This is a genomic window from Paenibacillus sp. SORGH_AS_0306 (assembly GCF_030819345.1).
Lineage (GTDB): Bacteria > Bacillota > Bacilli > Paenibacillales > Paenibacillaceae > Saccharibacillus > Saccharibacillus kyungheensis.
On sequence record NZ_JAUTBP010000001.1, the window covers coordinates 5,005,638 to 5,028,855 of the forward strand.

Sequence of the window (23,218 nt, forward strand, 5' to 3'; positions counted from 1 at the left end):
ATCAAGACAAGAAAGCAAATATAGCGTATTCTTGATATATGAATATTATCTTTCTATTTTCCCACTAAGCGCGTACAACAGAGAGGAAGATTATCGAACGAATGAACTACAAAAATCAGCAAATTTTTGGTTTTGTTAGTGTGTTAATAGTGGCTATTCTTTTTATGGCTATCGAATTTATGATATCTCAAAATGGATCTTTTGCAGGCAGGGGCGTAGTTGTTGTAGTCTTATCTGCGATTCTTATTATTCTTGGGATTACAATTGCGGTATGGACGATAAAGAAAACCACCCGTCAACTAAAGCAAGTCACAACGGTAATGGAAGAAATGGATTTTAATACAGCGGAACATTTGCCACGTCTACAAGTTGTCACTGGTGATGAAATCGGCAATATTGCAGTCGCATTTAATAAAATGTCTGGTGCTTTAGAAGATCATAATCGAAAAGCTCGTGAATTTAACGAACAGATCGAAGAAAGCAATTGGATTCAGACGCAATTAGCCAAAATGGGAACAGTATATCAGAACATTAATGAAATCGATGATCTGGCAAATCGTTTTATTCGTGAACTTACTCCTATTGTAGATTCAGCGTATGGCATTTTCTATTTTTGCGAAGAAAAGAATGGGATTCCTATGCTGATGCACAAAGCCTCTTATTCTACTTATCATGCGATGCCAGATGCCATGCGCCAATTTCAATTCGGTGAAGGGGTCGTTGGACAGGCAGCCGTAGAACAAACGATTATGTTGATGGAATCTCCATCAGATCATCCTATTCGTATTCAGACAGGAGCTACCTCTATTCCACTGAAGCAGATTATGCTATTGCCGATTTTATTTGAAAATCGAACAGTGGTTGTGATTGAATTAGGTTCTATTTATGGATTTTCAGACAAACAGCAAAAGTTAATTGAGCGTGTAGTATCTACATTTGGAGTGGTTGTGAATAATGTAGATAATCGGATGCAGGTAGATCGGTTACTGCGTGAAGCACAGACATTAACAGAAGAATTACAGTCTCAACAAGAAGAACTACAAGCACAACAAGAAGAACTTCAGGCAACGAACGAGCAACTTCGTGAACGCAATCACTATTCAGAGATCAAAACAGAAGAATTACAAATTGCGCAAAAAGAACTTCAATTGTATTCAGAAGAATTGAGCCGTAGCTCGCAGTACAAGTCGGAGTTTTTAGCCAATATGTCTCATGAATTACGTACACCGCTCAATAGTATTTTAATTCTGTCTCAATTGATTAGTGAAAAAGACAAAACTCATGAAGAAGATGATACGCCTCATTTTGGTGAAGTGATTCATCATTCCGGTCAAGATTTGCTTAATTTAATAGATGATATTTTGGATTTGTCTAAAGTTGAAGCAGGTATGGTTGAAGTACAACGTGATTCTGTATCCGTCTATGATCTACCTGAAGTGATGGGCTATAGTTTTGCAAAAATTGCCGAGCAAAAAGGGATCGAATTTCAATCTTATATTGCTGAGAATGTTCCTAATGTATTTTATACCGATGAGAAACGATTACAGCAGATTCTTAAAAATCTGTTATCCAATGCTTTTAAATTCACTAGTAAAGGTTCAGTGGCGATCAATATTGGTCTAGCAGACGATTCGATGGTTGCTAAAGGCTATACGGTTCCAGAACAAATGGATTATATGCTAGCGATCTCAGTTACAGATACAGGAATAGGAATCAAAGAAGATAAGCAAAATCTGATCTTTGAAGCTTTTCAACAAGAAGATGGCACAACCGAACGTCAATATGGTGGAACAGGTCTAGGATTATCGATCTGTCGTGAATTCTCCAAATTACTAGGAGGATATGTTACTGTTCAAAGTGAATTAGGTAAAGGTAGTACATTTACGTTGTATCTACCTTCACTTGCTATCAATGAAGAAGGACAGCCTGTTACCAAGCCATTACCTTTAACATGGATGGATCAAGAAGAACAACAAGATTCATTAGCACGACTGCAAGGTAAGTCTGTGCTTGTTGTTGATGATGATTTACGTAATATTTTTGCGTTAGAAGGTGTGCTCAAAGGTAAAGGTATGCATGTACGTAGTGCACAGAATGGGGAAGAAGCGATTGCTTTATTAAATGCTGAATCCGCAGATATTGTATTAATGGATATGATGATGCCGATTATGGATGGGTATGAAGCGATGCGCTGGATTCGGATGGAAGAAAAGTGGAAAAACCTACCGATTATTGCACTCACCGCTAAAGCAATGAAAGATGATCGTGAATTATGTATAGAAGCAGGAGCATCTGATTATATCAGTAAACCGATGAATGTGGAGCAGTTGTTATCTGTTATTCTGGTATGGCTTTCCGATTGGGAACATCCCCAAACGCTATACAATCAAAATCAAAAGCAACAACAATAAAGGTCTATCATCATAAAATAGCACAACATAAATCAGGCACAGCGTTCGTATTAGAGACGCTGTGCCTGATTTGGTGTGTAAAATGATAATGTATTTTGATAAATTAAGTGGCGAGCTTCTTGCTCTGATATCTGCTGAATCTTAGCCCATTCAGAACAGACAGTAGCAGTCATAGACGGATGAGTCATTTGTCCGGCAAAAGAACCTTCAAATGGCCACGGGCCGTCCGTTTCAGCCATCACCAGATGAGCAGGATATAGTGTAGCCAATTGCTGAATTTCCGTTTCATACTGAATATCTGGCGTAAACGAAATATAATAACCTTTGGCTATCATACGATCAATCGTAGCAGGATATCCTTTGAACCAGTGAAAATGAGCTTGAGTGATACCATAATGTTCTAAAAGATCACAGGCGATCTCTGCATCTTCATAGACAGCATGTAAAATAACAGGCTTGTCATAAGCAGCAGCAAGTTGTAGGAAAGCAGACAATACATCGATATATCTTTGTTCATCTAATTGGTCGCCACGTTCTACTGCTTCTTGTCGCAAGTAATACGGCAATCCAATCTCACCAATCGCTACTATATTATCAATACGTTGCTTTATCCATACCAATAACGTCTCAAGCTCCTGCGAGCCGGGTAAAGGCTGTTCTGGATGATATCCATAAGCAGGGCGAACGATAGACGGATATTGTTGAGCCAGCTTCTCATTACGCTGACAGGAAGGTAGATTCATCGAAACTGTAATCAGCGACTGGATATAATGTTCTGGAAGCGATTTAATGATTCGCTTAATCTGTTGATCTTGATATTGATCCAGATGGATATGGCTATCGATAAGTGGAGCATAGACAGGCTTCATGATTGATCACCTTCATGGGTATCACGCATCGCATTCATCAATTGTCTGCGTAGAGCAATAAATTGCGGATCATCGGTAATCTCTTCTCGCCTTGGACGAGGAAAAGGAACTACAATATTATGCAGTACAGTAGCAGGACGACGAGATAGCACATAGATTCGATCTGAAAGTAGTAATGCTTCTTCAATATGATGAGTGACAAAAATAACCGAGCGTCTATTTTCTTCCCAAATGTTCAACAACCATGATTGCATCTCACTGCGTGTAAAAGCATCTAACGCACTAAAAGGCTCATCCAGACATAGAAGATCACGAGGTCCTAGCAAAGCTCTTAAAAACGCAACCCGCTGTTGCATCCCGCCAGATAATGTATGAGGATAAGATGATGCAAAACCACCCAGTCCAACTTTATCCAGCCATTGTCTGGCTAATTCTAATGATTCTTTGCGCGGTAATCCTGCTACTTCGCGCGCCAAAATAACATTATCTTCAATCGTACGCCAGGGCATCAAAGCAGGTTGTTGTGGCATATAACCGCTCAATCCTTTACGACCGGTTATATTTTGTCCGTCCAAAAGGACTTGTCCTTGATCGGGAAGCACCACGCCACCAATCATTTGCAAAAGCGTACTTTTACCGGAACCAGAAGGGCCGATAATGGATACAAATTCACCTTGCTCTACATGCAGCGAAATGTCTTGCAGCACATGTAACGATTGCTTGCCCTGTGTAAAAGATTTGCTGATTCCTTGTAATGCTAAAAGTGGAGTAGAGTTGTTCACCGATAAAGTCGGATCTTGAGGTTTATTTAGCGACATCTTTAGAACCTCCTTTGACAGCACGATGTTGTGCAGGATGATGCCAGCGAACACACCATTTTTCGATCATATTGATTAGCATAAATAACATAAGACTGATCACTACAACTACCAGTATCGCTAAAAACATATGGTCGGTGCGAAAAGCTGATTTTTGCAACATCATATAATAGCCAATTCCTTCACTACTGCTAATCCATTCAGCGATAATAGCACCCATTACACTATACGTTGCAGCAATTTTAACTCCAGAAAAGATCGAAGGTAAGCTAAAAGGTAATTCTAATTTCCAAAAGATTTGATTTTTAGAAGCGCCGATCATTTGCATATAATTAAGCATTGTACGATCGGTAGTAGCCAGTCCGCTCAGCGCCGCAATGGTCACCGGGAAAAAGCATACCAGAATAATCACAATTAATTTGGACAATATCCCAAATCCGAACCAGATAACGAGTAGCGGTCCCAGAGCAATCGTAGGGATATTTTGACTCAAGATCAATAATGGATATAATGCTGAACGTAGAAAAGGAATATAATGAAGCACGCCTGCGACCAGTAATCCAAAAGCAACACCTATACTAAAGCCGGATAGTGTCAATTTTAACGTCGCCCATGTGTGCAAGCCCAGTCGGTCTTTCTCACTCCATGCTTCATGTCCAATCAATGCAGGGCTAGGAAGAATCCATGTCTCAATATGGAATAGACTGGTTGCCAGTTGCCAGATAATCAGTAATAAAACAACCGCCCCGAGGGGCGGCCATAGCCTGTTCCACCATGTATTCATCGTAGACATTAGCGGTACTTCTCAGTTAATCCATCCATACTGATTCCGGTTGGACTATGAGCAATTTTGATCTGAGAAATAATACTCGGGCTTCCTTTTTCCACTAACGCTTCGTGCATTTGCCGAACCACTTCTAACAATTCGCTAAGTTCGCCTTCCATCGTGGTCTCAAGTGGATGCACTTCATATTTCACACCGGAGGCTTGAATCACTTCTATTGCCCGGTCGACATAATCGTAAGAGTTCTCACCAGCTTGAGTTTTGGGAATAACCTGAATACTTAAAAGGGTGTGTGCCATAGTAGTCATCTCCTTATGTTCTATTTATGATTTGGTGGTTTCAGGTAAATAATCGTTTGTATATGCTTTGGTTGCATCTAACGGTTTGTCTAACAATTTCTGCTTGAACATCCAATCGGCATAACCTTCCCAGACTGATTGTTTTTGCTCGCCCCAGCGTTTGGCATCATCTTGATAACGTGGAGATAACCATTTTTGGCTAGCTTTGACCAGTGCAGGATCAAGATCAGGTACTGCTTTGAGCAATATATCTGCTGATTCATCAGGATGAGCGATTGCATATTCATATCCTTTACTGGTTGCCGCCATAAATGATTTCACCAGTGCAGGATCGGTAGCGATCTGCTTCTCATTGGTTACGATAACAGGTGTATAATAATCTAATTTATCTGAATAATCTTTTACATATAACATATCTAATGGTTGTCCGCGAAGTTCTGCTTCAATTCCTGTCCATCCATAGAATATCCATGCAAAGTCGATTCCTTTTTGTACAGCTGTAAAATAATCCGCATTACCGATATTAACACTTTTGACTTTGCTAACATCGCCACCGTCGGTATCCATAATGGATTTCATAACTGCTTCTTCAACAGGCGATCCCCATGCACCGTAGGATTTGCCTTCCATATCTTTAGGGCTTTTGATTCCGCGATCTGTAGGAGCGGCAAAGCCAGATGTATTATGCTGGATAACTGCCGCGAGTGACACTAAAGGCACTCCTTGTACACGCGCTTGAGTCACACTTTCCTGATAACTGATTCCAAAAGGCACTTCACCAGAAGCGACCATGGTATCTGCTCCACCTTGACCGGGAGTAATAATTTCGACGTTTAATCCTGCTTTTTTATAATAGCCCTGTGCTTGGGCAACATATAAGCCAGTATGATTCGTATTTGGTGTCCAGTCGAGCACGACTTTTACATCTTTAAGGGCAGATGTTGATCCTGCCTGATTGGCTGTATTGCTTGTACTTGTTGCTGAACCACATGCAGTGGTGATCCACAATAAACCTACCATTAACCACGGTAAGCTTTGACGCCACCTTTTTTGAGTTCTCATTACCGTCATCCTTCTTTCTTCTAGCTCAAATAGTCAATCCTGTAATACTGGGTAAAAGGCATAAAAAAAACGCCCCCATCGGGACGACATAGGTGCAATTATAAGCTAGAGTACAGCATATAACGACTTGTTACTTTCCTACGCTGGCATTATCCAGATCAGGTATAAGGGTCTGTATTTATCACAATACACTCTCAGCCAGTTGCAACTAGCTCCCCTGTACATATGCGGTTTTTTTACATTGTAATTATAGACCAGAGGGTATCAACTGTCCAGTAAAGAGAATGCGGTGTCATCAGCAAAAGACAGTGTATTTCGGTTCAGTCTCGCTGTCTAAGGGTATTTACATATACGGAAGTTTGTAACTAACAAAAGTTCCATTCAATATTCTTCTATACGTATCGCATAGATATACATAGACATAGATATTGAATACACCCATACGTTTATATACAGGAGGAGATTGATCATGAGTAAAACAGCTGAAGAACAAGCGATATTAACTGCATTAGAAGGTAATCCATTTTGTGCACTAGGTACAGTAGAAAATGACAAACCTAAAGTACGCTACATGGCGCTATATAACGAAGGCTTGAATATTCATCTCGCGACAAACCGCAAAACACATAAAGTCGAAGAGTTAGAAAAAAAATCCGAACTGTTATGTATTGTTGGGTTATGAAAAAGGCGGCACTAATCAAGTCGTTGAAATCGAAGGTGTAAGTGCTGTATCTACAGACGACGAATTGAAAAAACGTGTTTGGAAAGAAGAATTTAAAGAATGGTTTTCCGGTCCAGAAGATCCTGATTATGTGATCCTAGATATCAAACCACAAACGATTGAATATACAGATCAAGATGGTAACAAAAAAACGTGGACTGCGTAATCTGATACAACTTTAATGGTTTAAGATAGCAGTTATCACATAAATGACTCGGAATTTGAAATTTGCGAAACAAGAGAAATGAATGCAAAATTCAAATTCCGAGTTTTTTCGTCTTTATTTTTCCATAAAAAGGATAAAATAGGTACTTGAGGAACTTGATAAGGTATACTCAAATAAGGTATAAAAAGGTATATAGAAATATTTTATAGACTAACCTGTAAAATGACGATGATGGAATAAAATGAAAGTCTCATTGATAGCAAGATATAAGGAAATATACTGGAGGTGGTTTCCTTGAACTTAAAACAAATAGAACAACAGATTGAGCAGGAACGCCGCATATTGAACCAGATGGCAGAAGAACATGGGATGCGCGATTATCGTGTGTTAGACCAATCAGAACAATTAGATCGAATTTTAGATATGTATTTTCAATATAAAGATCGAAATACTAATTTTTTAACTCCTTAATCTCAAAGAGTTATTATTTATGAAAAGAAACATGACACAATCATGTAAATTATAGAATTTTTCGCAAAATAAATCTTATTTTCATAAAAAATAGAACTAATAACCCTTCAAATATATCAGCTGATAGTATACAATTCTATCATGCGTTTCTTTTGGTAGCCTTTTTACTATTTATCTGCCTACTCTAAATCATAATTTCTAATATGATTTTTTTAAAATCAGCATGTTAAGTACATTGTCACTGCTTGTTCATGCTGTTATACATATAGGGCATAGAGATAAATAGGAAAAGGTCAAGCAAATGCGAATATATTTGGGAGGGGTTTTTTATTTTGAATTTGGGAAACAAAACATTTAAAAAAGCAATTACTGTCATCGCAGCTCTGCAATTGTTTGCAGTGTCGGCAGTTCCTGCTTTTGCAGCCGAAGCCACTTCTTCTGAATCTACCGTAAAATTACGTTTGTTGGAGACAACAGATATTCATGTGAACGTAATGAACTATGATTATTATTCAGATGCAGCGACAGATCAATATGGATATGCCAAAACAGCGACATTGATCAAAAATGCGCGTGCAGAAGCCAAAAACAGTGTATTGATCGATAATGGTGATCTATTACAAGGTAATCCGTTAGGTGACTATGTAGCCAAAGTTGATCCTTTAAAAGCAGGCGAAGTTCACCCTGTCTACAAAGCGATGAACCAATTGGGTTATGATGCAGGAAATATCGGTAACCATGAATTTAACTATGGTCTGGATTTCTTGGGTAACGCTCTCAAAGGCGCTAACTTCCCTTATGTGAATGCTAATATTTATACAGATGATGGCACAGGTTCAGGTGAGAAAAACTATTTTACTCCTTATTTGATTTTGGATAAAGAAGTCACTGATGAAAGTGGAGCTAAACATACGATTAAAGTAGGTGTTATCGGCTTCGTACCACCACAAGTAATGCAATGGGATAGCGCAAACTTGTCGGGGAAAGTGGTTGCTAAAGATATCGTTGAAACAGCGAACAAATTTATTCCACAAATGAAAGCAGAAGGCGCAGATATTATTATTGCAGTGCCACATTCTGGCTTTGAAGATATTCCTCAGACTGAATTGATGGAAAATTCCGTATTGTACTTGAGCAAAGTGCCAGGTATCGATGCGATTATGTTCGGACATGCACACAAAGTATTCCCTAGTGCTGATTTCGCTGGTAAAACAGGCGTAGATCTAGAAAAAGGAACAATCAATGGCGTTCCTTCAGTAGAGCCAGGTTTCTGGGGCGATCACCTGGGAATTATTGATCTTGAACTAAAACAACAAGGCGACAAATGGACAGTCTCTGATTCTAAAGTAGAAGCTCGTCCAATCTATGATACTGCTACCAAAAAAGCATTAGTTGATGCAGATCAAGGTGTAGTCGATTCTGTATACAAAGAACACGAAGAAACGTTAGGATATATTCGTGGACCTGTTGGTGAATCTACTGCTCGTATCACCAGTTACTTTGCACTGGTAGAAGATGATCCATCGATCCAAATCGTAACAAACGCTCAAAAATGGTACTTGGAGAAACAACTTCAAGGGACAGAATATGAGAACTTACCTATTCTTTCTGCAGGCGCTCCATTCAAAGCAGGTGGACGTTCAGGAGCAAGTTATTACACAGATATTCCAGCAGGCACGATAGCTATCAAAAATGTATCTGACCTTTATGTATATCCAAATACAGTTCATGCTGTGCTTGTCAATGGAGCAGAAGTGAAAAACTGGTTGGAATGGTCAGCAGGACAATTCAATCAAATCGATCCAGCTAAATCAGGCGAGCAAGCGTTAATCAATATGGACTTCCCAACGTATAACTTTGATGTTATCGATGGGGTTACTTACCAAATTGATGTCACACAACCACCGAAATACGATGCAAAAGGTGCTGTTTTAAATGCATCTTCTAACCGTATTGTGAACTTGCAATTTAACGGTAAAGCTATCGATCCAGAACAAAAATTCGTAGTAGCTACAAATAACTACCGTGCTTCTTCGTCCAAATTGGCGAATCCAGATGGCAAACGTATTATTCTGGCTGCACCAGACGAGAACCGTCAAGTAATTATCGATTATATTCGTGAAAACAAAACAATCAATCCGGCTGCTGATGGTAACTGGTCACTTGCACCAATCAAAGGCAACCCAACAGTAACATTTAACACTTCTCCAAAAGCAAAAGATGCATTGTCTAGTGCCAAAGCAGTTGCAGGAGCAGATCCAATTGCTTATGTAGGAGAAGCAGCAGATGGTTTTGCTAAATATTCAATTAATCTTTCTAGCGCAGCAGCAGGTAGCAAGCCAGCCGTAACACCTGCCAAACCGCCCAAACCAGTAACACCAGCGAAGCCTACCAAACCAACAACGAAGCCGGTTCCAGCACCTAAACCGACAAAACCAGCTGTTGATAAGCCAGCTAAACCTACAGATGAGAAAACCTATATTATCAAAAAAGGTGATAATCTGTACCGTATTAGTCTGAAATATGGCGTAACATGGGAAGAACTTGCTAAATACAATAAAATTACAGATCCAACGAAGCTTCAAGTTGGAGATTCGATCGAGATTCCTGCTAGCTAATAGCAACGTAACTAGAGTGAATGATGAACGTATCAACTTCAAAGACTGCAATAGTAATTATTGCAGTTTTTGTCGTATTCAAAAATATCAAAATAAAGCCGATAATATACTGAACGCCTAATGTGATCTTGATTGAGGATGTTATAATATGAGAAATGAAAAGTAAAGCAACTCTATTTAAACCCGATTAATTTTCACGTTTATACTACGTTTTTGTTTTAATATTAAGGAGGATCTCTATGAATTGTAGCGGTTGCAGTTATGTTCAGCCGATAGAAGACCAAGGAACAGTGTCCTTGCGACCGCTTTCTTCTTCTCTTGAAAATCTAATTCGACAACAGTCTTATGATACGTATATCATGGAAGATATTTGCTCTATTTCATATCAATCAAGAGAACAGATGCTTGATATCATGCACTGGGTACGAAGTTTACCTGAAGAAATTACATCTTGTGTATCTGTAGGTTTGTTAGGTTCAGACGATATTGGGGGAGAGCCGGTATGGTTGCCATTGTCTGTATTTGTTAATCGACTACAGCATGACGATGTTGTTGAAATTATTCGACAAAAGCAATTTACAAGCCATATGCAACCGATTGTGAATCAACATGAGCAAGTCATTGCTTATGAATTTTTGCTTCGTCCGATTATAGATGGCCCTACATTTCAGCCATATCGCTTATTCGATATTGCGCATCAGACAGGGTTACACTCATTTTTGGATCGGGCAGCTCGTATTTCAGCGATTGAGACGAGTGCGCAACATTTACAACCAGGTATCAAACGCTTTATTAACTTTTTACCATCTTCTATTTACAATCCGCAGTATTGTTTGAGTCATACGTTTGCTGCTATTGAACGTCTTCATTTGAATCCAAAAGACTTTGTATTTGAAGTGGTTGAAACCGAAAATATTGTTGAAATGCCTAAGTTACAAAATATTTTTGATGTCTATCGCAGTAATGGGATATCTGTCGCTTTGGATGATGTAGGTTCAGGATATTCCAAGCCTGAATTAATCGATCATCTGCAACCTGATTATGTCAAAATCGATCGTAGCTTAATCGATCATTGTGATATCTCTGCTGAGAAACAGCAAAAAATTATTCATATTTTGCAGCGTTCGCAAAACCATGGTTCTACTGTGTTAGCAGAAGGTATAGAACGCCGTGAAGAATATGACTTTTGCCGTAGTATAGGAATTGAGCTAGCACAGGGTTATTTATTCGGTAAGCCTGCCGAATACCCTCGTCAAATGCTAGGTTAAATGATTGGATGTATGACTCCTATCTTGATATTTCCAAAAAGACTTTTCTTCTCAAAGTACATGAACTTGTACTGAAAAAGAAAAGTCTTTTTTAGATTATTGTTATCTTTTATTTATGAAGATTCAGTAGCTTGCTTAGAAGTAGATGCTACGGTTGGTTCAGAACGAGACTCCTGTAATAAATGCTTGAATTTGGAGGTACAAGCGATAATCAGTATAAACACTATAAGAGCAATACCAGCAATCGTCGTTAGTGTAATCAGATTAAAGTAACGTGCTACAATTCCTCCGGATAATAAGCCTAAAATAATACCTAAAGTAGTTAATGTTTGTAGTATAGAAATCCCTCGACCTCGAAAAGGTTTGGGTGTGATTTTCAAAAAAATAGAAGTGATAGGTAGATTAATCAAAGCATTGATAATCCCGATCGCTAGGCTCCATACATAAATAGGAGAAAGATTTGTAGCATGGATATAATTAAGTGGAGTCACACAGCTCATTAGTATACCAAAAGCAATAATAGTACATAACAAGAGTAGACTAGAATTTAATTTACGTAATAAAAAAGGGCCTATAATTGCTCCTACGACAGCTCCAATTCCTTCTATACTTTGAATCTGACCATAATCGATAGCAGGTAAACGAAACACTTGAAGCAAAATAGAAGTATACGTTGTATCAAATATCCCGGCAACAAACATAAAAGGAATCAAAATCATAAGCAAAAAGAACAGCGAAGGGATACGATAAACAGTTTTAAGACCGGAAATCATTGATGCCCAGATCGGTTCGTGAGTTACTTTTTCTTCTGGCGTAAGATCAAGTTTAGCTTTGGATACAATAAATGAATTAGCAATCATAATAAATATAATAGAAAAGAGATATGATAAAATATCGAGTACAAAAATCATAGATACTGAAGTGGTGGTTAATAATAATCCAGCAATCGCAGGGCCTATAATGTAGACAGTAAAATAAGTACTTTGACTAATCGACATAGCTTCATTAACATGATTCTCACCAACAATATCGGGAATAAAAGAAGTGCGGGCCGGGTAAAAAATAGTTGTACCGATTCCTTTCAAAAAAACCAAAACAATAAGAGCAAGTGGAGAAGCTATACATAGAATCATAATAATATTGATCACAATTCTGAATACATCCATATAAATCATTACCAGATGCTTAGGAAAACGGTCAGCAATGGATCCTGCAAACAAACCAAAAGCTGTCGTTGCAAACAACTCTGCAAAAATTACTAAACTAATAAAAATAGGATCTGACGAATTGGAACCTATTAGAAAAATGATGGCTGTAGTGGCTATCGCATCACCCAGTCTAGAAAAGACTTGTGCTAGCCAAAAATGAAGAAACGCGGGTATTCGAAATAAAGCTAGCATATTCCATCTCCTTTACGATGCAATATCTTTAGTATATTAACTTGCCTGTACCATCTGATTGAGTTTCAAAATGAACGTTATATGAAGAAGATAATGTATTCAATTGCTCAATGATTGAGGTCTGATTGCTAAAAGTTGGACAACCTCTACGATAACGTGGTAATTCATGTCCAAGTGAGATAGGATGAATCGCTAAATCTATTAATTTGCCATTATCCATTGTCCACGAAGGCACAAATGATTGCCAGAACTTGAGATTAGCACCAAAGCTAGAAGTACCGTTTTTACTTTTTTTATCCAGTAAGTCTGCAATATTATGGGTATGATTTAAATTTAAATGGTTATAAAAATCAGCTGGTGCTGATTCTACAGTTTCATTTTGAAAAATAAAGTTACCTAATCCATAAAAAATAGGGCGTTCTTGATAGATTTCAATACCACGAATATGATGAGGACCGTGACAGATCATAGCATGCGCTCCTTCATCAATACATCCTCTACAAAATTCTTTTAAAAAATCAGCCGGTTCATTCTCATTTTCGTCTTTCATTTCATGGGAATGTACACTTAAAATCACATAATCTGCTTGGCGTTTGGCTTCATGAATAGATTGGTAGATACGCTGGGTATCTATCGGATTGCAACTGGTAAAAGTACCTTCCTGAGAGGGATCATCTACTTCGACAAAATCATACTCACCAAACATAAAAAAAGAATCTGGAAGTTGATCGAGTAAATGTCCATGTTGCATCGCAATATTGATTTCTGCATTAATAGAAGTGACAGCTGTTAATTCTTTTAATTGTTGCATATGAGTAGAGCTAATCTGATGAACAGTGTTGTATCTTAAAGGATTGATACCGGGACGACCAGAACAATCTGCACGGCTTTCTCCAGCAATAGCTGATTCATGAAAAGTAGAAGTGACACCAATGACTGCAATACGACCTTGAGGTGTTTCTAAGTATTTGGGTTTACTTGCGGTATGTAGAGTAGAGCCAGCACCGCAATATAATAGATTCAATGCACTGATATATTTTTCAGTAGCTGCCAAACCGCCATAAGAATAATCAAGCATATGATTGTTAGCGATCGATAATATATTAAATCCATATGATTGCAAATGTTGTAAAACCTCGGGAGTTGCTGATGCCCATGTTCCTCCACTTTGAGCAGCAGGGAATCCTTCTTCCATACGGATTGTTGTTTCTAAATTGGTTAATCGTACATCATGCTTTTGAATAAAAGGAACTAACTGTTCCAAAGATAAATGACCGGGAGAAATTCGAGTAATAAAGCTATCACCTGTAGCTACAAAAGATACGGTCGAATTAGACATGAATATACAAATCCTTTCTTTTGGATAAACCAAAGGCTACTGAGTATATCAGTAGCCTTTGTAGAGGTATCCGGTTGGCCGACAGACAAATTAGTCAATGATGATAATACGATCTCTTTTCATAAATTGTCACCTCCCTCACGTAGTATAGGTATATCTATAAATATAAATAGAGATTATATTTTTTCGCAGATATATAACATTTGTGGAGAGTTCATTCGGTATGGACTGCGGTCAAAATCACCAAAAATATCAAGTACTTTGAATCCGCTACTGGATAGCATGAGATTGATTTCAGTGGCGCTAAATAATCTCATATTCAGTCTGTAATTTTTTTCAGGACCGTCTACAGTAAGTCTTTTTTCTTCAATATGAAGTACACTGGTTGTCGGATCGAAACGGCGCTTTTCTAACATATATTTACCTTCTCCATTGCCAAACCAGGCAAGAGAGTGAAAGTTACGTACCAGATAATCACGGTTAATCAATGTTAAAATAAATTTTCCACCCGAACGTAAGCAACTATGTATCGATTGGATAATTTTAAGATTGTCTTCATAGTCTTCGATATAACCGATAGAATTTTCTAAATTCAGTACAACATCGTAATTTTCCTGACCGACATATTCTCGTCCATCTGCAAGAATAGTTTGTACTTTTCCTTGAGAACGTTGCTGGATCAACTCTAAATATTGTTTGTTAATATCTAATCCTGTAGTGTGAAATCCCATATCAGACAGTTGTAAAATATGTCTGCCGTTACAGCAGAAGAAGTCTAATATATTCGATTCAGTATCAGGATCAATAATAGAAGTCAGAAAATCGATTTGTTCCTGCAAGCCATCTACTAATATTTTTTTATAGACATCTAAATACGATTGATCGAAATAATTCGTGTCATAATCTTCGATAGGTTTTTTGATATCTATGTTATTCATTGGAAGTTAACTCCTTTAGTTTGAATTAAATCCATTTGTTGTAAGTTATTATATCATGTCGAACTGTTTTGTAAATAGTTAATTTCAAATTTTTGGAATCTAAAGGAATATTATGGATACAACCTTAAATTTGATGTGAGATTAAGTAACTTATAAAAGAAAATAAATAAAAACTCATCAATTCACCTCTACTTTTATAAGTAAATTATTACTTATAGCAGTAAAAGTATATTGATGAGTTTGGATAATACAACGTAATTCATCTATTTTGCTTAGCTTTTTAGAGATTTCAACTCTTCATAAGCAGTGATGACTTTATTATAGTCTTCGCTGTCTTTGGCAAATCCTGTTACATCGCTGACGACAGGGCCAAAGCCTTCGGCTTGAATACGTCCTTGTAGTTCAGCAGATTGAGGATCAGCTGTATTGTCATAGTGGAATGCAGCAGCAATCCCTTTGAGCAAATGATCGCGTCCGAGATCAAATTCAGTTGCCATTTTTACAGGGCCTACCAGACGATCAGCTTGTCCTAATTTGCGTAAAGGTTCGCGTCCTACACGAATCACTTCATCACGAATATATGGATTTTTGAAGCGAGTTTCGATTTTATCGATGTATTTGGCATGTTCGCCTGCATCGAAGCCATGTTTTTGTACAAGAGCTGCGCCACTTTCTTCCATCGCTGGACGTACAATCGCACGTACACCTTCATCTTGAATACTTTGGTCAATCGTTTCTAGACCTTTCAAGAAACCGATATACGCTGTAATGGCATGACCTGTATTCAGTGTGAACAGTTTACGTTGTACATAAGCAACTAGATTGTCTGTAAGCTTCATACCATCAATTTCAGGAGTACCACCTTTAAGTTTAGGCTCTTCTACAATCCATTCGTGGAAGGCTTCTACACCTACATCTAGAATGCTGTCACCCTGAAAAGGAGGAACGATACGGTCTACAGAACAGTTGGCAAAGCCGACATTTTGCTCAGCATAGGCTTTACCTTCTTCTGAAAGATGAGTCAGTACTTGCTCTTGTAGATGACTTGTGGCACCAACCATATTTTCACAAGCGATAATATTCAGTGAACCACCGCCTGCTGTACGTCTAGCTTCGATGCCTTGTGCAATCGTAGGCGCAATAAATTTGAGTACATTTGGCCCTACTGCGGTTGTAATAATGTCTGCACTAGCAATTTCATCAATAATGTCTGTACCATTAGAAAGACAACCAGATACATTGGTAATCGTTTCTACGCTTTTTTCCAGATCAAGAATATGAATCTGGTAACTTTTTTTCTCATTCAGTTCATTAATCATTTGTTCGTTAATATCTGCAAAAACCACGTGATAACCTGCATTAGACAATAAAGCTCCGATAAATCCACGACCGATATTTCCTGCACCAAATTGAATCGCTTTTTTCATAATATTGCACCTCCGTAAGTATTTGTAGGATTTCCTTCTGTATATAACCAGAAGCCATCCTTAATGTGTAGCTTATATAAGCAAAAGTAGATATAAACAGGTTAAATCAGCAACGAGATCGCTGCTGATTCAACCGGAATAACTATAGGATTAGATTGAGAATGTGCGATAGATTTCTTCAGCATCTGTGACTTTAGCTAAATGTTGTACAGTCGCTTCATCTTCAATCGTTTCAGCAATCTTAGTCAGGATTTGAAGATGTTCTCCACCTGCACCAGCAATACCGATCACAAGATAAGCAGTACCGCCTTCAAATTCCACACCATTTGGATACTGTAGAACAACAATACCGGATGTTTGAATTTGTTTTTTCGCTTCACCGACACCATGAGGAATCGCTACACCGTTACCGATGTAAGTAGAAGCTACTTTTTCACGCTCATGCATCGCTGCAATATAATCATGTTTGACATAACCAGCAGCAGCTAGCATTTCGCCTGCTTTGTTAATCGCATCTTCTTTCGATGTGCTAGCAAGACCTAATACAATATTTTCTTTACGCAAAATGGTAGAACCTGCGTTAGACGTTGTTGTATCTTGTACCACATGTGGTGCATTGTGACTCAATACATCACTGACTTCTTGTTTCACACCAGCAGCATTATCTGGAATAGAAGAGTCAGGGCTACCTGCTGTAGCTGCTTTTAAACGTTCAATCATATCATCATAGATCGGATTGTTAATAAAGTTATCAATCGATACATGCTGTGCATTTGGTGCTTTACCTTTAGCACGGCTTGTTAGATTTTGTTGAGTCACGACGATATCTGCATCAGAAGGAATCCCATCGATCGCTGTATTGGTTACATTGATCGGTAGACCTGCTTGTTGTACTTTTTTGCGGAAAGAAGAAGCACCCATAGCACTTGAACCCATACCTGCATCACAAGCGAATACGATTTTGCGAACTTCACCTGTTTGAAGATCGGTAGCAGATGTCAAAGCAGGACCACCAGCGTTACCGCCAGACTTCATGTTTTTGGAAGCGGCTTGAGCTTTTTCCAAATCTTCATCGCTTGGAGCTTTGCGCAAGAAGATCGCTGAGAAAATAAAGGAAACGATCGTTGCTGCGGCTACACCAGCTAATACAACCAGGTGACCACCTTTTGGAGCTAGACCCATAATAGCGATAATACTACCTGGAGAAGCAGCACTGGTTAGACCACTACCTAGAATACTATTTGTGAATACGCCAGCCATACCACCAAGAATAACAGCGATAAACAAGATTGGACGCATCAATACATAAGGGAAGTAGACTTCATGAATACCACCAAAGAATTGGATAATGATTGCACCTGGAGCAGAACCTTTAATTGTACCTTTACCAAAGATCCAGTAAGCCAACAATACTCCAAGACCTGGGCCTGGATTTGCTTCTAAAAGATAGAAAATAGATTTACCCGTTTCTAGAGATTGTTGCGCACCTAGCGGTGTAAAGATACCGTGGTTAATTGCATTATTTAAGAATAAAATTTTACCAGGTTCTACAAAGATCGAAACCAATGGTAGAAGATCGTGAGCAACCAAGAAGTTAACGCCTGATTCTACAAGCATAGTAAATGCTTCTACTAATGGGCCAATACCGACAAAGCCCAGAATCGCAAGCAACATACCGATAATACCAGCAGAGAAGTTGTTAACCAACATTTCAAAACCGGATTTTACTTTACCTTCGATCAATTTATCGAACTGTTTGATCACATATCCACCAAGTGGACCCATAATCATTGCACCGATAAACATTGGAATTTCAGCACCGACTATAACACCCATAGCGGCAATCGCACCGAGTACACCACCGCGATGATCAGCAACGACTTTACCACCTGTATAAGCAATCAATAAAGGAAGCAAATATTTGATCATTGGATCAACCATTGTTGCTAGTGTAGCATTAGGCCAGTAACCTGTTGGAATAAATAAAGCAGTGAGTAGACCCCAAGCGATAAAAGCACCGATATTCGGCATAATCATAGAACTTAGAAAGCGTCCGAATGCTTGTACGCGATCACGAGCACTTTTTCTTTCTTTTGTAGCTGTCTGCACAGAACTCATAATTGTTCGACCTCCATCATATATTGTTCGATTTTGCGAGTATACAAATCTTTCATTAAGCTAGAAATCTCAGCCGTTAATTCGGCGGCACTACCCGATACGACTCTAGTCACAAATCCAGGACGGTCGATCAATGATTTACTGACTTCGTTAACTGCTTCCAGATAAGACTTACTGCTGTCTTTGGGAGCAAGCAAGACGATCGCTGCATACAGATCAACCGATTGAGAAGCGGCTGATATCGGATGGGCAAATCGCATCACACCTAGAAAAAGCTTAGGCACGACAGATGAACGACAGTGTAACAAAATCAATCCATCTTGCGAAAGAACAGTTTCTCCTAATCGCTCACGTTCATGCAGTTCTTGTTCTAATACATGTGCTCTTTCTGTAGAAGCAGTAAAAGTCGTTGCAATGTGGTGGATCAAGTCACTTACAGAAGTGGAAGTGTATCCATCTCTTATCACTAATCCTTGTGTTAAATCTAAGATGCCAGTCAGTGTTTCTTTATGAGTGTTCAATGTTTCGGTTAAGCGTACACTCGGATCAAGCGATTGTTGTTGTACATGTTGTGTATGCTTAGAAGTATCTAGCTGAGATAAGGTTTTACGAATATCGATAATGTCTTCTGATGAAAGTAAGGGTGATACTCGTACAGTTGGAATGAGGCTATCTACTTCTACGGTAGAGATAATAATATCAGCACGCTTTTCTAAACGAACAGCTTCTGAAGAAGAAACCACATCAATAATTTGTAGAGCAGGGAATTCACGTTTGACTCGAACAGACAGCAAACTGGATGTTCCCATCCCACTAGCACAAGCGATTAATGCTTTAAATGGTTTTTTCTGAGCAGCAGCATATTCAGCCATAGCGCCGATATGCATAGCCATATAACCAATCTCTGCTTCCGGTACTTCTTTGCCTGTAAATTGAGCCAGTAAAGTCGAACACTTGCGAGCGACTTCGAACGTAGGGCCATATTGTTCTTTGATCTGTGCGAGTAGGGGATTACGAATATCTAATCCTAATCGTAGTCGCTCTACCGCAGGTCCAAGGTGATTAATAAAGCCTGCGAACAATTTGCTGTTTCCTTTGAGTTCGAATCCGGTTTCACTTTCGGCCATTTTCAGTACATCCCGGGCAAGCTTGACCAGTTCAAAGCTAACATGCTCATAATACGGATCAGATTCGACGCTAAGTCTTGTTTCAGCGCCTTTGAGATGCATAGTGATATAACCCATCTCATCTTCAGGAATCACAATATCAAAAGACTGTTCTAACTTGATCGCGAGTGTACGTGCAGTCTCAAATTCATTTAGTTGCTTGAGCTCATCCAGTATGCGAGGAGCAATCGTGATGCGTTGCCCTCTTCGAATACGTTCTATCGCCAGCGCTAGATGAACAGCCAGCCCGATATACGCGCTATCGGTTAATTTCATATGCATTTCACGTTCCAGATCACTCAAGTACTGCTGAAGCTGGTTCATCATTCCATCATCAACCAGGTTCAGCAGGCGGTTGCGGATATGGAATTGTACGCGTCCAGGTTGTTCTTCTGTAGGGAAACGGTCACGTACCAGATGATTCAATTGGTATTCGTCTACACTTTCATATAGCAGATGTACCAGTGCAGAACGGATACTACTTTCAGTTCCTTCAATATAGACACCAAGTCCGGGTCTACGAATCAATGTAATCTCAAAAGCTTGAAGCCATTGTTCGATACGATCCAGATCATTACTGAGCGTGCCTTCTGTGACTTTGAATTGTGAAGCAAAGGTGTATAACTTAATCGGTTCTTTGGAAAGTAGAAGTTCACTAATAATGAAGTAATGCCTTTCTTCACGGGTGTAGTCTTTCTTAGGTGTCTGTTCTTCCAGTTCTTGCTGTACGATAGCCAGATGTTCTGGACTACCTTCCAGTGCAAGCCCTGTACCCGGTTTGCGAATCAGGGTTAGCTGTCTTTGATGTAACCAGTCTTCAACGCTCGGCAATTCACGCTTGACCGTTTTCTCACTCACATCTAGATGATCGGACAAGTCCCTGATTGTAATATAGTCACCATGAGAGGCAACCAGAAACTGTAGCATCATTGTGAGGCGAGCGGTCAGCTTCTCCAAAATCGATATCCTCCTTTCCAAAGTCCGATTGAAAACGATATCATAAACATAGGGCTAAGAAATAAGAACTAGTAGTGAATACTTCAAAGTTTAAGGTTTTAACGTGAAGATATCAATTGAAAGATGATACGATTTGTCCTTTGTGTATAAGGGACAAAGGTAAAGAGGGAGTAAATCAGCAGTCCAAAACAAATAATAAAAAAGGATAAATCCAAATACTGTTTTGAAAAAAAGGGTGTATAAAGTCTTACGTATGCTTAAAAATAATTCGACAAAAAGTGATAAATCATTGGAACCAAATACTAAATAATGTATAAACATAAACCTAAATAATACTTGTTGAAACATTTGAATAAAATGTAAAAAAAGTTTGTCTCTTTGAATATCGGAACCTTATTCTCAATACTTAATATAAATTTCAATATTACATATTTTATTGCAAAAAAAGAGCATTACTTCTATCTAAAGTGTGAGCGAAGGAATACTTTAAAATGATAAATGATATGTGTTGTAAGCGAGAGGAGAAAAATGATTACATACTAAAAAAACAATAAAAAAACCTACTTTCTATAAAGAAAGCAGGCTTCGAAAGATATCTATCTTCTATATAAATAGATTTTGTTATTGAACAGCTCTCAAAATAACAAAAGCAAAAGCAGGTAATTTTTCTTCTAGACGACCATTTTCAACTTCAAGTGTAGTCTGATCTAACATGTTTTCCCACTTGGATGTTTCTACATCAATGCTAACTGTTACCGGTTCAGAAGAGCTGTTCATCGCAATTACAAATGTGTCTTTATCATCAGAACGCTCATAGATCAGTCCGTTATTGCCTTCTTTGGCATGTAAGAACTTAAATGTACCTTGACGTAGAGCAGGATATTGTTTGCGCAGACTGATTAATTGTTGGTAAAAAGCAAACAATTCTAAGTCTTGATCTTTTTCATCCCATACCATACAACGACGGCAATCTGGATCGTTTTCGCCTTCCATGCCAAATTCGTCTCCATAATAAATACATGGAGTACCGCTATATGTCATCTGGAAAGTTACCGCTAATTTGAGACGATCTTTGTTACCTTTAGCAAGCGTCAACGCACGCGCAGTATCATGACTATCTAACAGGTTAAAAGATACTTCAGTTACCTGACGAGGATAGCGTGACATCTGTGTACCAATCGCATGAGCAAATGTTAACGCATCTGTTGTATCTTCGACAAAGAAGTCGGTTACCGCATTTTTGAACGGATAATTCATTACAGCATCGAATTGATCACCTTGTAGCCATGGAGAAGATTCATGCCAGATTTCGCCCAAAATATAGACGTCTGGATTGATACTTTTCACAGCTTGACGGAATTCACGCCAGAAATGATGATCGACTTCATCGGCAACATCTAAGCGCCAACCATCGATGCCAAATTCTTCAACCCAGTATTTAGCTACATTTAACAGATACTCTTTTACTTCTGGATTTTCAGTATTCAACTTCGGCATTAATGGCTCAAAATCAAATGTATCATACGTTGGAATACCGTCTTCTACAGCTAATGGGAATCTACGTACATGGAACCAGTCTTTATATTTAGATTTTTCGCCTTTTTCTTGTACATCGACAAATGGAGCAAATGTTTTGCCAGAATGATTAAATACCGCATCAAACATCACGCGAATCCCTTTATCGTGGCACGTTGTAATTAATTTCTTCAACGTTTCTTTATCTCCGAAATGAGGATCAAGTTCCATATAATCTTCGGTATCGTATTTATGGTTGGTGGTTGCTTTGAAAATGGGCGTCATATAAATCGCATTGATCCCAAGATCGGTCAAATGATCTAAATGATCAATAATCCCTTGCAGATCGCCCCCGAAAAAGTTAAACCACTCTGGCTTTTCGCCCCATGGCAATGTGTCTTTCGGATTAATCGAAGGATCTCCATTAGCGAATCGTTCCGGAAAAATTTGATAAAAGACAGCATCTTTCACCCATGCTGGTGGTGTAAATACATCGACTGGATTGATAAATGGAATATCGAATAAACGATCCATTTTCGGTTCTTCTTTACCAAATTTATCTTCGTCCATCCAAATTTCTTCATCATCGTTTTTGAGAAGGAATCCGTATTTGATACGGCGGAAAGGAGGAACTACTTCACATTCCCAATAATCGAACAGATCATCTGTTGCAAAAACATGCATCTGTACGCGTTCTTTGGATTTTTCCCACATGTATTTGTCGCCAGCAAGAGCCCAGACTTCTTTCACATCCTGCTTTTTGGTGCGTAGACGTAAATGAATCGTTTCACGATCATAAGGATAACCCCAATTCAGCTTGGGACGATGATAGACAGCTTCGATTAACATAGATGTTCCTCCTACATAAGAT

The 23,218-nt window shown here is 38.6% G+C and carries 18 protein-coding genes and 1 riboswitch; of the genes, 6 read left to right on the forward strand and 12 right to left on the reverse strand.

The window, feature by feature from the left end; genetic code table 11:
- Positions 1–101: 101 nt before the first annotated feature.
- On the forward strand, positions 102–2,411 hold the full coding sequence (locus QE450_RS22230) for a response regulator (protein WP_307302189.1): 2,310 nt from the start codon (positions 102–104) through the stop codon (positions 2,409–2,411).
- Positions 2,412–2,461: 50 nt separating this feature from the next.
- Here the strand turns inward: QE450_RS22230 and QE450_RS22235 are convergent, their stop codons facing one another.
- The 5 genes from QE450_RS22235 to QE450_RS22255 are packed head-to-tail and all read right to left on the reverse strand — an operon-like array spanning position 2,462 to position 6,243.
- A complete protein-coding gene (locus QE450_RS22235; RefSeq protein WP_307302192.1) occupies positions 2,462–3,280 on the reverse strand; it encodes a TatD family hydrolase in 819 nt (272 codons plus the stop codon).
- Positions 3,277–4,098, reverse strand: a complete 822-nt coding sequence (locus QE450_RS22240; protein WP_301263008.1) for an ABC transporter ATP-binding protein — start codon at positions 4,096–4,098, stop codon at positions 3,277–3,279. Before QE450_RS22240 ends, QE450_RS22235 begins: the two co-directional genes overlap by 4 nt.
- A complete protein-coding gene (locus tag QE450_RS22245) occupies positions 4,085–4,882 on the reverse strand; it encodes an ABC transporter permease (RefSeq protein ID WP_273616217.1) in 798 nt (265 codons plus the stop codon). The genes QE450_RS22240 and QE450_RS22245 overlap by 14 nt, the downstream gene beginning before the upstream one ends.
- 8 nt (positions 4,883–4,890) lie before the next feature.
- Complete coding sequence (locus QE450_RS22250; protein ID WP_273614607.1) at positions 4,891–5,181, reverse strand: MTH1187 family thiamine-binding protein; 291 nt, start codon at positions 5,179–5,181, stop codon at positions 4,891–4,893.
- Between the two features lie 24 nt (positions 5,182–5,205).
- Entirely contained in the window at positions 5,206–6,243 is a 1,038-nt protein-coding gene (locus tag QE450_RS22255) for an ABC transporter substrate-binding protein (protein ID WP_373462023.1), read from the reverse strand.
- A gap of 117 nt (positions 6,244–6,360) precedes the next feature.
- Positions 6,361–6,472, reverse strand: a riboswitch (TPP riboswitch).
- Between the two features lie 240 nt (positions 6,473–6,712).
- Here QE450_RS22255 and QE450_RS23605 point away from each other — a divergent pair.
- The 5 genes from QE450_RS23605 (at position 6,713) to QE450_RS22275 (ending at position 11,487) form a co-directional block, all read left to right on the forward strand.
- Entirely contained in the window at positions 6,713–6,925 is a 213-nt protein-coding gene (locus QE450_RS23605) for a pyridoxamine 5'-phosphate oxidase family protein (protein ID WP_373462024.1), read from the forward strand.
- Positions 6,912–7,130, forward strand: coding sequence for a pyridoxamine 5'-phosphate oxidase family protein (locus QE450_RS23610; protein ID WP_373462025.1), 219 nt, complete (start codon positions 6,912–6,914; stop codon positions 7,128–7,130). The genes QE450_RS23605 and QE450_RS23610 overlap by 14 nt, the downstream gene beginning before the upstream one ends.
- A 294-nt stretch (positions 7,131–7,424) precedes the next feature.
- Positions 7,425–7,601, forward strand: a complete 177-nt coding sequence (locus tag QE450_RS22265) for an aspartyl-phosphate phosphatase Spo0E family protein (protein WP_204826437.1) — start codon at positions 7,425–7,427, stop codon at positions 7,599–7,601.
- Positions 7,602–7,933: 332 nt separating this feature from the next.
- Entirely contained in the window at positions 7,934–10,219 is a 2,286-nt protein-coding gene (locus QE450_RS22270) for a bifunctional 2',3'-cyclic-nucleotide 2'-phosphodiesterase/3'-nucleotidase (RefSeq protein ID WP_373462026.1), read from the forward strand.
- Positions 10,220–10,458: 239 nt separating this feature from the next.
- Entirely contained in the window at positions 10,459–11,487 is a 1,029-nt protein-coding gene (locus tag QE450_RS22275) for an EAL domain-containing protein (protein ID WP_307302198.1), read from the forward strand.
- A gap of 113 nt (positions 11,488–11,600) precedes the next feature.
- On the opposite strand, the gene QE450_RS22280 is transcribed toward QE450_RS22275, so the two are convergent.
- The 7 genes from QE450_RS22280 to QE450_RS22310 all read right to left on the reverse strand — a co-directional run bounded on the left by QE450_RS22280 (position 11,601) and on the right by QE450_RS22310 (position 23,196).
- Entirely contained in the window at positions 11,601–12,887 is a 1,287-nt protein-coding gene (locus QE450_RS22280; protein ID WP_273614610.1) for an MFS transporter, read from the reverse strand.
- Positions 12,888–12,915: 28 nt separating this feature from the next.
- A complete protein-coding gene (locus QE450_RS22285) occupies positions 12,916–14,226 on the reverse strand; it encodes a CapA family protein (RefSeq protein WP_307302201.1) in 1,311 nt (436 codons plus the stop codon).
- A 176-nt stretch (positions 14,227–14,402) separates the two neighbouring features.
- On the reverse strand, positions 14,403–15,164 hold the full coding sequence (locus tag QE450_RS22290) for a class I SAM-dependent methyltransferase (protein WP_273614612.1): 762 nt from the start codon (positions 15,162–15,164) through the stop codon (positions 14,403–14,405).
- Between the two features lie 272 nt (positions 15,165–15,436).
- The gene (locus QE450_RS22295; RefSeq protein ID WP_301263011.1) at positions 15,437–16,591 is read right to left on the reverse strand and encodes a mannitol-1-phosphate 5-dehydrogenase; all 1,155 of its coding nucleotides are present in this window, start codon (positions 16,589–16,591) and stop codon (positions 15,437–15,439) included.
- 150 nt (positions 16,592–16,741) lie between these two features.
- Positions 16,742–18,709 carry a PTS mannitol transporter subunit IICBA gene (locus QE450_RS22300; RefSeq protein ID WP_307302203.1) on the reverse strand — a complete coding sequence of 656 codons (1,968 nt, stop codon included), beginning with the start codon at positions 18,707–18,709 and terminating at the stop codon, positions 16,742–16,744.
- Positions 18,706–20,832, reverse strand: a complete 2,127-nt coding sequence (locus tag QE450_RS22305; RefSeq protein WP_307302205.1) for a BglG family transcription antiterminator — start codon at positions 20,830–20,832, stop codon at positions 18,706–18,708. The genes QE450_RS22300 and QE450_RS22305 overlap by 4 nt, the downstream gene beginning before the upstream one ends.
- Before the next feature lie 621 nt (positions 20,833–21,453).
- Positions 21,454–23,196 (reverse strand): alpha-glycosidase, encoded by a 1,743-nt coding sequence (locus tag QE450_RS22310; protein WP_307302207.1) that lies wholly within the window; start codon positions 23,194–23,196, stop codon positions 21,454–21,456.
- Positions 23,197–23,218 lie beyond the last annotated feature (22 nt).

Coding starts and splice junctions, on each gene's coding strand:
- QE450_RS22240 (WP_301263008.1), bottom strand. CDS start 4,098: ATGTCGCTAAATAAACCTCAAGATCCGACTTTATCGGTGAACAACTCT.
- QE450_RS22255 (WP_373462023.1), bottom strand. CDS start 6,243: ATGAGAACTCAAAAAAGGTGGCGTCAAAGCTTACCGTGGTTAATGGTA.
- QE450_RS22235 (WP_307302192.1), bottom strand. CDS start 3,280: ATGAAGCCTGTCTATGCTCCACTTATCGATAGCCATATCCATCTGGAT.
- QE450_RS23605 (WP_373462024.1), top strand. CDS start 6,713: ATGAGTAAAACAGCTGAAGAACAAGCGATATTAACTGCATTAGAAGGT.
- QE450_RS22250 (WP_273614607.1), bottom strand. CDS start 5,181: ATGGCACACACCCTTTTAAGTATTCAGGTTATTCCCAAAACTCAAGCT.
- QE450_RS22290 (WP_273614612.1), bottom strand. CDS start 15,164: ATGAATAACATAGATATCAAAAAACCTATCGAAGATTATGACACGAAT.
- QE450_RS22310 (WP_307302207.1), bottom strand. CDS start 23,196: ATGTTAATCGAAGCTGTCTATCATCGTCCCAAGCTGAATTGGGGTTAT.
- QE450_RS22280 (WP_273614610.1), bottom strand. CDS start 12,887: ATGCTAGCTTTATTTCGAATACCCGCGTTTCTTCATTTTTGGCTAGCA.
- QE450_RS22300 (WP_307302203.1), bottom strand. CDS start 18,709: ATGAGTTCTGTGCAGACAGCTACAAAAGAAAGAAAAAGTGCTCGTGAT.
- QE450_RS22245 (WP_273616217.1), bottom strand. CDS start 4,882: ATGAATACATGGTGGAACAGGCTATGGCCGCCCCTCGGGGCGGTTGTT.
- QE450_RS22285 (WP_307302201.1), bottom strand. CDS start 14,226: ATGTCTAATTCGACCGTATCTTTTGTAGCTACAGGTGATAGCTTTATT.
- QE450_RS22275 (WP_307302198.1), top strand. CDS start 10,459: ATGAATTGTAGCGGTTGCAGTTATGTTCAGCCGATAGAAGACCAAGGA.
- QE450_RS22295 (WP_301263011.1), bottom strand. CDS start 16,591: ATGAAAAAAGCGATTCAATTTGGTGCAGGAAATATCGGTCGTGGATTT.
- QE450_RS22230 (WP_307302189.1), top strand. CDS start 102: ATGAACTACAAAAATCAGCAAATTTTTGGTTTTGTTAGTGTGTTAATA.